Below are 14,481 nucleotides of genomic sequence, written 5' to 3'. Positions count from 1 at the left end.
TGCCGCGGCCGGGGCGTCCTCTGCGTTGCGCGCCTCGGGTGCAGACGCTAGAGTTCGGCCTCGCTTGACTCAAATAATCACTACAAACGGGAGTGTCTTGTGGAAATTGCTTGCCTGGATCTTGAAGGGGTACTGGTACCGGAAATCTGGATCGCCTTCGCCGAAAAAACCGGAATCGACTCCCTCAAGGCCACCACCCGGGACATTCCCGATTACGACGTATTGATGAAGCAGCGTTTGCGCATCCTCGATGAGCACGGCCTCAAACTCTCGGATATTCAGGAAGTGATCGCCACACTGAAACCGCTGGACGGTGCGGTGGAGTTCGTCAACTGGCTGCGCGAGCGTTTCCAAGTGGTGATTCTCTCGGACACTTTTTATGAATTCTCGCAGCCGCTGATGCGCCAGCTGGGCTTCCCGACCTTGCTCTGCCACCGCTTGATCACTGACGAAAGCGGTCGGGTGACGGGCTATCAACTGCGCCAGAAAGATCCCAAGCGTCAGTCGGTGCTGGCGTTCAAGAGTCTGTACTACCGGGTGATCGCGGCGGGTGATTCGTACAACGACACGACCATGCTCGGCGAGGCGGACGCGGGGATTCTGTTTCACGCGCCGGACAACGTGATTCGCGAGTTTCCGCAGTTTCCGGCGGTGCATACCTTTGAAGAGCTGAAGCAGGAGTTCCTCAAAGCCTCAAACCGCGATCTCAGCCTGTAAGCCTAGCTACCTGATGATCGTTCCCACGCTCCGCGTGGGAATGCCTCAACGGACGCTCCGCGTTCGGCTTTGGATGGGACGCGGAGCGTCCCGGGCTGCATTCCCACGCAGGAGCGTGGGAACGATCGGTGTGGGAGGCTGCTCGCGATGCTTCAGAGGTTCTGCAGGGTATCGAGCAGGATCCGCACTTTGGTCATCGACTCCTGATACTCCGCCTGCCAGTCCGAATCGGCGACGATCCCGCCGCCGCCCCAGCAGCACACCTGACCATCCTTGACCAGCAGACTGCGAATGGCGATGGAGCTGTCCATCTCGCCGCGCACGTCCAGATACAGCAACGAGCCGCAATACAGACCGCGCCGGGTTGGCTCCAGCTCGTCGATGATCTGCATCGCCCGAATCTTCGGTGCGCCGGTGATCGAGCCGCCGGGGAAACTGCCAGCGATCAGGTCCAGCGCATCACGATCCGCCGCCAGTTCACCGGTCACGCTGCTGACCAGGTGATGCACGTTCGGATAGCTTTCCAGACTGAACAACTCCGGCACCCGCACCGAGCCGATGCGGCAGGTGCGCCCGAGGTCGTTGCGCAGCAGGTCGACGATCATCAGGTTTTCTGCGCGGTCCTTGGGGCTCGCCAAGAGTTCGGCGGCGTTGGCCGCGTCCTCGGCTGGGGTCAGGCCGCGAGGGCGGGTGCCCTTGATCGGACGGGTTTCAACCTGACGCTGGCTGACTCTGACGAAACGTTCCGGTGACAGGCTCAGCACTGCGCCGCCGTCGGGCAGGCTCTGGAAGCCGGAGAACGGCGTCGGGCAGGCCTGACGCAAAGCGCAGTAAGCCAGCCACGGATCGCCCTGGCATTCAGCACGAAAGCGTTGCGCGAAGTTGACCTGATAGCAGTCGCCGGCCTGGATGTAGTCCTGAATGCGATCGAAGGCCTGACGGTAATCGTCGGCCGAGAGATCAGCGGCCATCGGGGCGTTCAGTTTGAAGGGCGCCAGCGCGTCAACTTGAGGCTGAGTGAACAGCGCGACCAATCGCTGCCGTTCACTGTCGACAAGCGTTGGATGAAAGACCAATTGGCTGGTTTGCCCGTGGTGATCGCTGATCAGCGCCCAGTCGTACAGGCCAAAACGCGCATCCGGCAGTTGCAGGTCATCCAGCGCCTGACTCGGCAGGTTTTCCAGATGGCGGCCGAAGTCGTAGCTCAGATAACCGATCAGTCCGCCGGCGAACGGCAATTCGTACCCGGCAGGCAATTGTGCTTCGCCCAAGCGGCTGAGGTGGTCACGCAGGCGCTGCAGAAAGTGCGCACCGCTTTCCTCCGGCAACACCGCCAGTTGTTCCAGCGGCCAGGCGCTGAGCAAGTCATAACGGCCGCGTTCAGCGCTCGGCCGGCCGCTGTCGAGCAGCACGGCGCCGGGTGCGTTGCGAATGGCCGCGAAATAGTCGGCGGGGTTGGCGCGGTAGGGCAGTGGGTGTACGGAGCAGGTCAGCATGGGCGGGGCAGATCGGCCGTTGAGGCGGGGTGGGGATTGTAGTCCTCTGCGGGAATTGCTCCTAGAGGGGATGTCGGCGATTGGCAGATGGGCGGCAGAGTTGAAGCTCGGGTTCTTTGATCGTTCCCACGCTCCGCGTGGTAACGCCGCCATGGACGCTCTGCGTCCACTGTGACGCGGAGCGTTACGGGCTGCATTCCCACGCAGAGCGTGGGAACGATCAATGTGGAGGATCAGCCCTCGACCGCAGGAATATGCCCAAACATCTCCTGGGTAAACGCCACCCGCTCTTCTACCGATTCCTTAACGCCCCGCGCCTTCAGCTCTTCCAGCCGCGCTTCAACCGCATGGGTACGCAAGGTCAGGCCGCAATCGTTGGCGATCTGAATGTTCAGCCCCGGCCGCGCATTCAGTTCGAGAATCAGCGGACCCTTTTCCTGATCGAGCACCATGTCCACACCGATATAGCCCAGCCCGCACAGCTCATAGCAGCCGGCGGCGAGTTTCATGAAACCGTCCCAGTAGGGCAGTTGCACGCCGTCCACCGCGTTGGTGGTGTCGGGGTGTTTGGTGATGATGTTGTTCAGCCAGGTGCCGCGCAGGGTCAAACCGGTGGCCAGATCCACACCAACGCCAATGGCGCCCTGGTGCAGGTTGGCCTTGCCGCCGGACTGGCGGGTCGGCAGACGCAACATCGCCATCACCGGGTAACCCATCAGCACGATGATGCGGATGTCCGGCACGCCTTCGTAGCTGATGCTCTTGAATATCTGGTCCGGGGTCACACGGTATTCGATCAGCGCGCGGTCGCGGTGGCCGCCCAGCGAGTACAGGCCGGTGAGGATGCTGGAGATGTGATGCTCCAGCTCTTCGTGGGCGAGGATCTTGCCCGACACCGTGCGATAACGGCCTTCGAAGCGGTCGGCGATGACGATGATGCCATCGCCACCCGCGCCCTGCGCCGGTTTGATCACGAAGTCGTTGCGCCCGCCGATGATCTCGTCGAGCTTGTCGATTTCCTTCTCGGTGGAGATCACCCCGTACAGCTCCGGCACATGAATGCCGGCGGCAATGGCGCGTTCCTTGGTGAGGATCTTGTCATCGACGATCGGGTACAGGCTGCGCTTGTTGTACTTGAGCACGTAGTCCGCGTTTCGGCGGTTGATGCCCATGATGCCGCGCGCCTCGAGGGCCTTCCAGGTCTTCCAGAAACCGAACATCAGGCGTCAGCCTTCTTCAGGAAGGCCTTGAAACGCACCAGTTCGGTCAAGCGGTAGCCGCGGTAGCGACCCATCGCCAGCATGAAACCGACCAGAATCAGCAGGATCGCCGGGAAGGTAAACACGAAGTACACCAGCTCCGGCACGGTCATGATCAGGTGCGCCAGAGAGGCGGCGAACAGCGTGCCGATCGCGACTTTCAGCGCATGGTTGGCGCCGCGTTCTTCCCAGGTGATCGACAGGCGTTCGATGGTCATGGTCAAAATCACCATCGGGAACAGCGCCACCGACAAGCCACGCTCAAGGCCAAGCTTGTGGCTGAACAGACTGATCGCCGCAATCAACACCACAACGAAGGTCAGCACCACCGACAGGCGCGGCAGCATTTGCAGCTTCAGATGTTCGAGATACGAGCGCAGCGACAGGCCCAGCGCGGTGATGACAGTGAACAGCAGAATGCCGAAGCCCAGCTGCGTTTCGCGGAAGGCGAGGGCGATCAGCACCGGGGTGAATGTGCCCAGGGTCTGTAGGCCGACGAGGTTGCGCAGGATCAGGATCACCAATACGCCGATCGGGATCATCACCATGATCATGAAGGTCTGCTGGGTCTGCAGCGGCAGGCCGTACAGCGAGTAATCGAGGAAGTTGGCGTCAGTGTTTTCGTCGGTCAGCTTGGCCAGACGAATCGCGTTCATCTCGCTGTTGTTCAGGCTGAAAGTCACGTTGGCTTTCTTGCCGCCGTCGACGGTGATCAGGTTTTCGTCGCCGGTCCACCACAGCAGGCGATCGGTCGGCAGGCCTTGTTCACCGGTTTCCGGGTTGAAGTACAGCCAGTCGTTGCCGTTGAAGCTGCGCAGCCACAGTTCGGGTGTCTGTGGCTGATCGGCGACGAGGCGGATGGTGTGGACTTTTTCTACCGGGACGTGAGCAATCGACAGCAGCAATTCAACAATTTTGGCTTTGTGCGAAGTCGACGGATCGCCGGCCAGCAGCAATTTGACGTTGTCGTCGTTGACGTTGTTGACGCGCTTGATCGCCTCGCCAATGAAGGTTTCGACGTCGGCCGAATGTTGGCGGATCGGCGCGAGCAGGGCTTCGGCGGCGATTTTTTCCGGGCCTTCGATGACCATGCTGTCACGGAAGGTCGGGCCTTTGACCTTGGATTTTTCCGCGGTGTAGCGCTTGGTCAGCACCAGACGGTAATACAAGGTCTGGTTGCCCTTGGCGCGACGGGCCGACCAGGTCACCTTGCGGTTGCCGTCGATGCGGTTGACCGCGACGCCGTAGTTATTGGAGATGAAGCTTTCGTTGAGGCTCACGTAATCGCGGCTCAACGGCGGCACGAACATCTGGATCTTCACCGGATCCTTGGTGCTGGCGACGAACTCGACCTTGGCGTCGATGTTCCACAGGTCGTCGGTGGCGTCTTCGGTCACCGGGATGCCGAGCACGAAAATCTGATAGGCCGTAACCGAAACGCCCAGCAGCACCAGCACGGCGATCAGGATTTTCAGGTGGAAGGTTAGAGAACGCATGGAAATTACTCGGCGGTGTGAGCGGCGATGGTGCAGGCAGGTTTGCCGGCAGCGTATTTAAGACTGGGGTCGACCAGCGCGTCGAAGCGTTTCAGCGCCTCGGAGCCGATCAAAAGCGGGTATTGGAACGCACTTCGGTCGGTGAGGTTCACTTCGATGCTGCGCAATGCCGAACCCATGCAGATATCCAGCTCGATAACCGGACGGGCGGTGTACTGCTTGCCTTCTTCCGGATCGTAGTCGCCGGCGCGGCGCTTGATCTTGCTGACCCGCGCCAGCGGCCGTTCGATGGGGTGCGAATGCGCGGTGTCGATCGCCAGGTAGAAACGTACCCAGGATTCACCGTTGCGTTTGAAGCGTTTGATGTCGCGGGCACTCAGCGAGGCGGTTTTCGCCCCGGTGTCGAGTTTGGCCGCGACTTCGAGATTGATGCCGTCAAGCGAAGCGTATTCGTTGAGGCCATACACGGTTTTTTCCCCCGCGGCGGCGAGGCCGGGCAGGCAAAACAGAGCAAAAAAGGTGGGGAAAGGCTTGAGTCTCATAAATCCTGGTGCGCAGCGTTCCGTTATCGGTTCAGGTGCCCGCACAACCGTGCGCAAGCCCCCGCGTGTGCCTGGCAGCTTTTTATGGCAAGCCGTACAAAGACCCGCAAATGCGGGCGGCATTCTAGCACGGTGGTTTTATGGCGCCAGCGCTTGCGCCGATCCATGAGCTGCAAGGGATGCCACTCTTGTGGGAGCGAGCCTGCTCGCGAAAGCGCTGTGTCATTCGATGTAGAAGCCGGCTGATGTGCCGCCTTCACGAGCAAGCTCGCTCCAACATTAATAGATGATCGATTGGCTGCGGTTATTAGACGATTGTCGACAATACCTATTTATCCTTTGACTGATGCGGTCTTATTGGCTAGTTTTTGCCGCATTGGATTTAAAGGTGTCGACAATCATGCTGGATCAACTCGATCCCCCGGTCATCAATGGCGACGATTCCGAGACGCTGTCGGAAAACGTCTTCCGGCGCATTCAGGCGGCTATCGTCAAAGGCGAGATCGCCCCGGGCAGCAAGATCTCCGAACCGGAGCTGGCGCGCACCTATGGCATCAGTCGGGGTCCGCTGCGTGAGGCGATCCATCGTCTGGAAGGGCAGCGCCTGCTGGTGCGCGTGCCGCACGTCGGTGCGCGGGTGGTCTCGCTCAGCCATGCCGAATTGATCGAACTCTATGAAATCCGTGAATCCCTCGAAGGCATGGCCTGCCGCCTCGCCGCCGAGCGCATGAGCGTCGAGGAAATCGACGAACTGCGCCGGGTGCTGGAAACCCACGAGCGCGATGCGGCGTTTCAGGCCGGCGTCGGTTATTACCAGCAGGAAGGTGATTTCGACTTTCATTATCGGATCATCCAGGGCAGCGGCAATCGCACGCTGACGCAGATGCTCTGCGGCGAGCTGTATCAACTGGTGCGCATGTACCGCATTCAGTTTTCCACCACGCCGAACCGCCCGCACCAGGCCTTCGCCGAACACCACCGCATTCTCGATGCCATCGCCGACCGTGACGGCGAGCTCGCGGAATTGTTGATGCGCCGCCACATCGGCGCCTCGAAACGCAACATCGCCCGTCACTACGAGGACGGCGCCCACAACAAGACAGCCACTGAACGAGGTGATGCATGACTTCCAACCTGAACACGCCGGGCCAGCGCTTCCGCGATGCGGTCGCCAGCGAGCATCCTTTGCAAGTGGTCGGCGCGATCAACGCCAACCACGCGCTGCTGGCCAAGCGCGCCGGTTTCAAGGCGATCTACCTGTCCGGCGGCGGCGTGGCCGCAGGCTCGCTGGGCGTGCCGGATCTGGGCATCACCGGGCTGGATGATGTGCTGACCGACGTGCGCCGTATCACCGACGTTTGCGACCTGCCGCTGCTGGTGGATGTCGACACCGGTTTTGGCTCGTCGGCCTTCAACGTGGCGCGCACGGTCAAGTCGATGATCAAGTTTGGCGCGGCGGCAATTCACATTGAGGATCAGGTCGGCGCCAAGCGCTGCGGCCATCGCCCCAATAAAGAAATCGTCAGCCAGCAGGAAATGGTCGATCGCATCAAAGCCGCCGTCGATGCCCGTACCGATGACAGCTTCGTGATCATGGCGCGTACCGACGCACTGGCAGTGGAAGGTCTGGAATCGGCACTTGATCGCGCGGCAGCGTGCATCGAGGCCGGCGCTGACATGATTTTCCCTGAGGCGATTACCGAGCTGGACATGTACAAGCTGTTCGCCAATCGTGTGAAAGCACCGATCCTGGCCAACATCACCGAGTTCGGCGCAACGCCGCTGTACACCACTGAACAACTGGCCGGCGCTGACGTCTCGCTGGTGCTTTACCCGCTCTCGGCGTTCCGTGCGATGAACAAGGCAGCGGAAAACGTCTACACGGCGATCCGCCGCGATGGCACGCAACAGAATGTCATCGACACCATGCAGACTCGCATGGAGCTCTACGATCGTATCGATTACCACACGTTCGAGCAGAAGCTCGATGCGTTGTTTGCACAGAAGAAAGGCTGAACAAAACCCTGTGGGAGCGAGCCTGCTCGCGAAGACGGACTGACATCCAACATTGATGTCGACTGATCCAGCGCTTTCGCGAGCAGGCTCGCTCCCACAAGTTTCCCCATACAAATTCAAGAAGATTGGAGAACACAATGGCCGAAACAAAAGTACTCAGTGGCGCCGGGCTCCGTGGCCAGGTAGCCGGGCAAACCGCACTGTCCACCGTGGGCCAGGCCGGGGCCGGGCTGACCTATCGCGGCTACGACGTGCGTGAACTGGCAGCCGACGCGCAATTTGAAGAAGTCGCCTATCTGCTGCTGTACGGCGAACTGCCGACCAAAGCGCAACTGGCCGACTATCAAAGCAAACTGAGCAAGCTGCGCGACCTGCCGCAGGCTTTGAAAGAAGTGCTCGAACGAATTCCCGCCGACGCCCACCCGATGGACGTCATGCGTACCGGTTGCTCATTCCTCGGCAACATCGAACCGGAGAAAGACTTCTCCGAACAGCGCGACAAGACCGACCGTCTGCTGGCCGCGTTCCCGGCGATCATGTGCTACTGGTATCGCTTCAGCCACGACGGCAAGCGCATCGACTGCGTCAGCGACGAGCCAACCATCGGCGGCCACTTCCTGCACTTGCTGCACGGCAAGAAACCGAGCGAATTGCACGTCAAAGTCATGAACGTGTCGCTGATCCTCTACGCCGAACACGAATTCAATGCCTCAACCTTCACCGCACGGGTTTGCGCTTCGACGTTGTCGGATCTGTACTCGTGCGTGACGGCGGCGATTGGTTCGCTGCGTGGCCCGTTGCACGGTGGCGCCAACGAAGCGGCGATGGAAATGATCGAGCGCTTCGGTTCGCCGGAAGAGGCGATCAAAGGCACCCTCGGCATGCTCGAGCGCAAGGACAAGATCATGGGTTTCGGCCACGCGATCTATAAGGACAGCGACCCGCGCAACGAGGTGATCAAGGGCTGGGCGAAAAAACTCGCGGACGAGGTCGGCGACAAGGTGCTGTTCCCGGTTTCCGAGGCCATCGACAAGACCATGTGGGAGCAGAAGAAGCTGTTCCCGAATGCCGACTTCTATCACGCCTCGGCGTACCACTTCATGGGCATCCCGACCAAGCTGTTCACGCCGATCTTCGTCTGCTCGCGCCTGACCGGCTGGGCCGCGCACGTGTTCGAACAACGCGCCAACAACCGCATCATCCGCCCGAGCGCCGAATACACCGGCGTCGAACAGCGCAAGTTCGTGCCAATCGAACGTCGCTGAAATGGTGGGCTGACCCGTAACCAGAGAACACCGCTAGACCCTGTGGGAGCGAGCCTGCTCGCGAAGACGGACTGACATTCAACATTGATGTCGACTGATATACCTCTTTCGCGAGCAGGCTCGCTCCCACAGTGGACGGTGTGTAACTCAGGTTTCTGGCCCACCCTTTGAAACCACCGTGACCCGAGTCCTGACCCGATGAACACAGAATTCCGCAAGAACCTGCCCGGCACGCCGCTGGATTACTTCGACACCCGCGCGGCGGTCGAGGCGATTGCGCCTGGCAGCTACGACACCCTGCCGTACACTTCCCGCGTGCTGGCGGAAAACCTTGTGCGTCGCTGCGACCCGGCCACGCTCACCGACTCGCTCAAGCAACTGATCGAACGCAAGCGCGACCTCGATTTCCCGTGGTTCCCGGCGCGGGTGGTCTGCCATGACATCCTCGGCCAGACCGCGCTGGTCGACCTCGCTGGCCTGCGCGATGCCATCGCTTTGCAGGGCGGCGACCCGGCGCAGGTCAACCCGGTGGTGCCGACGCAACTGATCGTCGACCACTCGCTGGCCGTCGAGGCGGGCGGTTTCGATGCCCAGGCCTTCGAGAAGAACCGCGCCATCGAAGATCGCCGCAACGAAGACCGTTTCCACTTCATCAACTGGACCAAAAAGGCCTTCAAGAACGTCGATGTGATCCCGCCGGGCAACGGCATCATGCACCAGATCAACCTGGAGAAAATGTCGCCAGTGATTCAGGTGCGTGAAGGCGTGGCGTTCCCCGACACCTGCGTCGGCACCGACAGCCACACGCCGCACGTCGATGCGCTCGGTGTGATCGCCATCGGTGTCGGCGGCCTCGAAGCCGAGAGCGTGATGCTCGGTCGCGCGTCGTGGATGCGCCTGCCGGAAAGCGTTGGCGTCGAACTGACCGGCAAGCTGCAACCGGGCATCACCGCCACCGACATGGTCCTGGCCCTGACCGAATACCTGCGCAAACAGAAAGTCGTCGGTGCCTGGCTGGAGTTCTTCGGTGAAGGTGCAGCAGCGCTGACCCTCGGCGACCGCGCCACAATTTCCAACATGGCCCCGGAATACGGCGCCACGGCAGCGATGTTCTACATCGACCAGCAGACCATCGATTACCTGAAACTGACCGGTCGTGAAGACCAGCAGGTTCAATTGGTCGAGCAGTACGCCAAACTCACCGGGCTGTGGGCTGACAGCCTCAAAGGTGCGCAATACGAGCGCGGCCTGACCTTCGATTTGTCCTCGGTGGTGCGCAACATGGCCGGCCCGAGCAACCCGCACGCCCGCGTTGCGGTATCGGATCTGGCGGCCAAAGGCATCTCCGGCCAGTGGGATGACGTACCGGGGCAAATGCCCGATGGCGCGGTGATCATCGCCGCCATCACCAGTTGCACCAACACCAGCAACCCGCGCAACGTCATTGCCGCCGGCCTTTTGGCGCGCAATGCCAACAAGCTCGGCCTGACGCGCAAGCCGTGGGTCAAATCCTCGCTGGCGCCCGGTTCGAAAACCGTGGCGCTGTACCTCGATGAAGCGGGGCTGACCACTGAACTGGAGCAGCTCGGTTTCGGCGTTGTGGCATTTGCCTGCACCACTTGCAACGGCATGTCCGGCGCCCTCGATCCGGTGATCCAGCAAGAGATCATCGACCGCGATCTGTACGCGACCGCGGTGCTTTCCGGCAACCGCAACTTCGACGGCCGCATTCACCCGTACGCCAAACAGGCATTCCTCGCCTCGCCGCCGCTGGTGGTTGCCTACGCGATCGCCGGGACCATCCGTTTCGATATCGAAAAGGATGTGCTGGGCGTGGTCGATGGCCGGGAAATCCGCCTCAAGGACATCTGGCCGAGCGACGAAGAAATCGATGCGGTGGTGAAGTCGTCGGTCAAGCCTGAGCAGTTCCGTCAGGTTTACATTCCGATGTTCGCCGTGCATGAAGACACCGGGCCGAAAGTCGCACCGCTGTACGACTGGCGCGAGATGAGCACCTACATCCGCCGTCCGCCGTACTGGGAAGGCGCGCTGGCCGGCGCCCGTCCGCTGAAGGGCATGCGCCCGCTGGCGGTGCTGCCGGACAACATCACCACTGATCACCTGTCGCCATCGAACGCGATCATGCTCGACAGCGCCGCCGGCGAATACCTGGCAAAAATGGGCCTGCCGGAAGAGGACTTCAACTCCTACGCCACCCACCGTGGCGACCACCTGACCGCCCAGCGCGCAACCTTCGCCAACCCGAAACTGTTCAACGAAATGGTCGCGGAAAACGGCAAGGTCAAGCAGGGTTCGCTGGCGCGTGTCGAGCCGGAAGGCCAGGTCATGCGCATGTGGGAAGCCATCGAAACCTACATGCAGCGCAAGCAGCCGCTGATCATCATCGCTGGCGCTGACTACGGTCAGGGTTCGTCCCGCGACTGGGCGGCGAAAGGCGTGCGCCTGGCCGGTGTCGAGGCGATTGCCGCTGAAGGTTTCGAGCGCATTCACCGCACCAACCTGGTGGGCATGGGCGTGTTGCCGCTGGAATTCAAACCCGGCACCAACCGCCACACCCTGGCCATCGACGGCAGCGAAACTTACGACGTGATCGGCGAACGCAAACCCCGCGCGGATCTGACGCTGGTGATCAATCGCAAGAACGGCGAGCGCGTCGAAGTGCCGGTGACCTGCCGTCTCGATACCGCTGAAGAAGTGTCGATCTACGAGGCCGGCGGCGTGTTGCAGCGCTTCGCACAGGATTTCCTCGAAGGATCGGCGGTAGCCGTTTAAATCAACGTGTAGGCATGGGATTTCAAGTCCCATGCCTCGGTAAGGAGCACCATGGCTCACGCACCACAAATCAGAATCGCTGCCACCTACATGCGCGGCGGCACCAGCAAAGGCGTGTTCTTCAGCCTCAAGGATCTGCCCGAAGCAGCGCAGGTCCCAGGACCGGCGCGCGACGCGTTGCTGCTGCGAGTGATCGGCAGCCCCGATCCCTACGACAAGCAGATCGACGGCATGGGCGGCGCGACGTCGAGTACCAGCAAAACCGTGATCCTGTCGAAAAGCACCCGCGCCGATCACGACGTCGATTACCTGTTCGGCCAGGTGTCGATCGACAAGCCGTTCGTCGACTGGAGCGGCAACTGCGGCAACCTCTCGGCGGCGGTCGGTTCGTTCGCCATCAGCAACGGTCTGGTCGACGCCAGCCGCATTCCGCACAACGGTGTGGCGGTGGTGCGCGTGTGGCAGGCCAACATCGGCAAGACCATCATCGCCCACGTGCCGATCACCAATGGCGAAGTGCAGGAAACCGGTGATTTCGAACTCGACGGCGTGACCTTTCCGGCGGCCGAAGTGCAGGTCGAATTCATGGATCCGGCGGCGGAAGAAGAGGGCGGTGGTGGCTCGATGTTCCCCACCGGCAATCTGGTCGATGAGCTTGAGGTCCCGGGTGTCGGCACGTTCAAGGCGACCATGATCAACGCCGGGATCCCGACGATATTCGTCAACGCCGAAGACATCGGTTACACCGGCACCGAACTGCAAGGCGCGATCAACGGCGATCCGCAAGCGCTGCTGATGTTCGAGACAATTCGTGCCTACGGTGCGTTGCGCATGGGCCTGATCGCCAATCTGGAAGAAGCCGCCAAGCGGCAACACACGCCGAAAGTCGCATTCGTCGCCAAGCCTGCGGATTACGTGGCGTCGAGCGGTAAAGCGATTGCCGCCGCTGACGTTGATCTGCTGGTGCGCGCGTTGTCGATGGGCAAGCTGCACCACGCGATGATGGGCACGGCGGCAGTGGCGATCGGCACGGCGGCGGCGATTTCCGGGACGTTGGTAAATCTTGCTGCTGGTGGGATTGAGCGCAATGCGGTGCGTTTCGGCCATCCGTCCGGGACATTGCGCGTGGGCGCTGAGGCGACACTGGAGAATGGCGAGTGGGTGGTGAAGAAAGCCATCATGAGCCGCAGTGCGCGGGTGCTCATGGAAGGCTATGTCCGCGTGCCCGGAGATTCTTTCTGACTTAACACAAAACCAGGTAGGAGCTGCCGAAGGCTGCGATCTTTTGATCTTGATCGCGAAAAACAAAATCAAAAGATCGCAGCCTTCGGCAGCTCCTACAGGAGTGAATCGAACATGAGCGCCAACGTCGACCTGAACAACCGCCCCGATTACGACGCAGTCCTGCAGGACATCGCCGACTACGTCCTCACCTTCAAGCCCGAATCCGCCGAGGCGCTGAACACCGCGCGCAATTGCCTGATCGACACGCTGGGCTGCGGCTTGCTGGCCCTGCGTTTCCCCGAATGCACGAAGCACCTCGGCCCGATCGTCGAAGGCACGGTTGTACCGTTCGGTGCACGAGTGCCAGGTACCCCTTATCGCCTCGATCCGGTCAAAGCCGCCTGGGACATCGGCTGCATAGTCCGCTGGCTGGACTACAACGACACCTGGCTTGCCGCCGAATGGGGCCATCCATCGGACAACCTCGGTGCCATCCTCGCCGTTGCTGATCACCTGTCACAGAAACGCATCGCCAACGGTGAGGCGCCGCTGACGGTTCGCGATGTGCTGGAAGCAATGATCATTGCCCACGAGATTCAAGGCGTGATCGCTCTGGAAAACTCCTTTAACCGGGTAGGACTGGATCACGTCATTCTGGTGAAAGTCGCCTCGACCGCCGTCAGCGCCCGACTGATGGGCGCCAATCGCGAGCAGCTGCTGTCGGCGCTGTCCCACGCCTTCGCCGACGGTCAGGCGCTGCGCACCTATCGCCATGCGCCAAACGCCGGCTCACGCAAATCCTGGGCGGCGGGGGATGCGGCGAGTCGCGGCGTAAGACTGGCCGACATCGCCATGCGCGGTGAGATGGGCATTCCCGGTGTGTTGAGCGCGAAGCAGTGGGGCTTCTATGACGTATCGTTCAGCCACACCAACAACGATCTGGCGCTGAAGCCCGAGGACAAACGCGCTTTCAGCTTCTCCCGGCCGTTCGGCAGTTACGTGATGGAAAACGTGCTGTTCAAGATCAGTTTCCCCGCCGAATTCCATGCGCAGACGGCATGCGAGGCGGCGGTGACCTTGCATCCGCTGGTTCGCAATCGGCTGCATGAGATCGACCGCATCGTCATCACCACCCATGAATCGGCGATCCGCATCATTTCCAAGGTCGGCCCGCTGGCCAATGCCGCCGACCGCGACCACTGCCTGCAATACATGACCGCCGTGCCGCTGGCATTTGGCAATCTGGTCGCGGAGCACTACGAACACGACTTCCACAAGGCGCATCCGATCATCGATGTGCTGCGCGAAAAAATGGTCATCGTTGAAGAACCGCGCTTCACCCGCGAATACCTTGAGCCTGACAAACGCTCGATTGCCAACGCCGTGCAGGTGTTTTTCAAGGACGGCAGCAGCACCGACAACGTCGTGGTGGAGTACCCGATCGGCCATCGCCGCCGCCGCGCCGAGGGCATTCCGTTGCTGGAGGACAAGTTCAAGGCCAACCTGGCCACGCGGTTTGCCGGGCAGCGTTGCGCTGAGATTTTTGCGCTGTGCGAGGATCAGGCGCGGCTGGAAGCCACAGCGGTGAATCGATTCATCGATCTGTTTGTGCTCTGACAGACCGCGTTATCGTTCTTCGCGGGCAAGCCCGCTCCCACAGGGAATGGTGATGA

11 protein-coding genes are annotated in these 14,481 nt (G+C 61.1%); 7 read left to right on the top strand and 4 right to left on the bottom strand.

The annotated features are described in order from the left end of the window. The first annotated feature begins 99 nt into the window (after positions 1-99). Positions 100-717, top strand: a complete 618-nt coding sequence (thrH, locus tag J5M66_RS06160; RefSeq protein WP_122747089.1) for a bifunctional phosphoserine phosphatase/homoserine phosphotransferase ThrH — start codon at positions 100-102, stop codon at positions 715-717. A gap of 152 nt (positions 718-869) precedes the next feature. Here the strand turns inward: thrH and pabB are convergent, their stop codons facing one another. The 4 genes from pabB to J5M66_RS06140 all read right to left on the bottom strand — a co-directional run bounded on the left by pabB (position 870) and on the right by J5M66_RS06140 (position 5,510). Then, positions 870-2,213 (bottom strand): aminodeoxychorismate synthase component I, encoded by a 1,344-nt coding sequence (gene pabB / locus J5M66_RS06155; RefSeq protein WP_207807400.1) that lies wholly within the window; start codon positions 2,211-2,213, stop codon positions 870-872. Positions 2,214-2,446: 233 nt separating this feature from the next. Continuing rightward, the gene (locus tag J5M66_RS06150; protein ID WP_071171576.1) at positions 2,447-3,433 is read right to left on the bottom strand and encodes an alpha-L-glutamate ligase-like protein; all 987 of its coding nucleotides are present in this window, start codon (positions 3,431-3,433) and stop codon (positions 2,447-2,449) included. Then, positions 3,433-4,968 (bottom strand): inactive transglutaminase family protein, encoded by a 1,536-nt coding sequence (locus J5M66_RS06145; protein ID WP_024012295.1) that lies wholly within the window; start codon positions 4,966-4,968, stop codon positions 3,433-3,435. The genes J5M66_RS06150 and J5M66_RS06145 overlap by 1 nt, the downstream gene beginning before the upstream one ends. 5 nt (positions 4,969-4,973) lie before the next feature. After that, positions 4,974-5,510, bottom strand: a complete 537-nt coding sequence (locus J5M66_RS06140) for an ATP-dependent zinc protease (RefSeq protein ID WP_041479149.1) — start codon at positions 5,508-5,510, stop codon at positions 4,974-4,976. Between the two features lie 403 nt (positions 5,511-5,913). On the opposite strand from J5M66_RS06140, the gene J5M66_RS06135 reads away from it, so the two are divergent. From J5M66_RS06135 to prpD, 6 genes are all read left to right on the top strand, one after another. Then, positions 5,914-6,636: a GntR family transcriptional regulator gene (locus tag J5M66_RS06135; protein WP_172834046.1), complete on the top strand. Its 723-nt coding sequence runs from the start codon at positions 5,914-5,916 to the stop codon at positions 6,634-6,636. Further along, entirely contained in the window at positions 6,633-7,526 is an 894-nt protein-coding gene (gene prpB / locus J5M66_RS06130; protein ID WP_024012298.1) for a methylisocitrate lyase, read from the top strand. Before J5M66_RS06135 ends, prpB begins: the two co-directional genes overlap by 4 nt. Positions 7,527-7,663: 137 nt before the next feature. Continuing rightward, positions 7,664-8,791: a 2-methylcitrate synthase gene (gene prpC, locus J5M66_RS06125; RefSeq protein WP_207807399.1), complete on the top strand. Its 1,128-nt coding sequence runs from the start codon at positions 7,664-7,666 to the stop codon at positions 8,789-8,791. A gap of 198 nt (positions 8,792-8,989) precedes the next feature. Beyond that, a complete protein-coding gene (gene acnD / locus J5M66_RS06120) occupies positions 8,990-11,584 on the top strand; it encodes a Fe/S-dependent 2-methylisocitrate dehydratase AcnD (RefSeq protein WP_207807398.1) in 2,595 nt (864 codons plus the stop codon). A 51-nt stretch (positions 11,585-11,635) separates the two neighbouring features. Further along, positions 11,636-12,826 carry a 2-methylaconitate cis-trans isomerase PrpF gene (gene prpF, locus J5M66_RS06115; RefSeq protein WP_207807397.1) on the top strand — a complete coding sequence of 397 codons (1,191 nt, stop codon included), beginning with the start codon at positions 11,636-11,638 and terminating at the stop codon, positions 12,824-12,826. A 114-nt stretch (positions 12,827-12,940) separates the two neighbouring features. Then, positions 12,941-14,425, top strand: coding sequence for a 2-methylcitrate dehydratase (gene prpD, locus J5M66_RS06110; protein ID WP_207807396.1), 1,485 nt, complete (start codon positions 12,941-12,943; stop codon positions 14,423-14,425). The last annotated feature ends 56 nt before the right edge of the window (positions 14,426-14,481 follow it).

Origin of the sequence: Pseudomonas sp. 67(2021) (assembly GCF_017491835.1) — a bacterium.
Lineage (GTDB): Bacteria > Pseudomonadota > Gammaproteobacteria > Pseudomonadales > Pseudomonadaceae > Aquipseudomonas > Aquipseudomonas atacamensis.
This window is presented reverse-complemented; position numbering and strand designations above follow the sequence as displayed.

What these genes read in the sequence shown, in the direction of transcription:
- pabB (WP_207807400.1), bottom strand. Translation starts at nt 2,213, where the DNA reads ATGCTGACCTGCTCCGTACACCCACTGCCCTACCGCGCCAACCCCGCC.
- J5M66_RS06150 (WP_071171576.1), bottom strand. Translation starts at nt 3,433, where the DNA reads ATGTTCGGTTTCTGGAAGACCTGGAAGGCCCTCGAGGCGCGCGGCATC.
- J5M66_RS06145 (WP_024012295.1), bottom strand. Translation starts at nt 4,968, where the DNA reads ATGCGTTCTCTAACCTTCCACCTGAAAATCCTGATCGCCGTGCTGGTG.
- J5M66_RS06140 (WP_041479149.1), bottom strand. Translation starts at nt 5,510, where the DNA reads ATGAGACTCAAGCCTTTCCCCACCTTTTTTGCTCTGTTTTGCCTGCCC.
- prpB (WP_024012298.1), top strand. Translation starts at nt 6,633, where the DNA reads ATGACTTCCAACCTGAACACGCCGGGCCAGCGCTTCCGCGATGCGGTC.
- prpC (WP_207807399.1), top strand. Translation starts at nt 7,664, where the DNA reads ATGGCCGAAACAAAAGTACTCAGTGGCGCCGGGCTCCGTGGCCAGGTA.
- acnD (WP_207807398.1), top strand. Translation starts at nt 8,990, where the DNA reads ATGAACACAGAATTCCGCAAGAACCTGCCCGGCACGCCGCTGGATTAC.
- prpF (WP_207807397.1), top strand. Translation starts at nt 11,636, where the DNA reads ATGGCTCACGCACCACAAATCAGAATCGCTGCCACCTACATGCGCGGC.
- prpD (WP_207807396.1), top strand. Translation starts at nt 12,941, where the DNA reads ATGAGCGCCAACGTCGACCTGAACAACCGCCCCGATTACGACGCAGTC.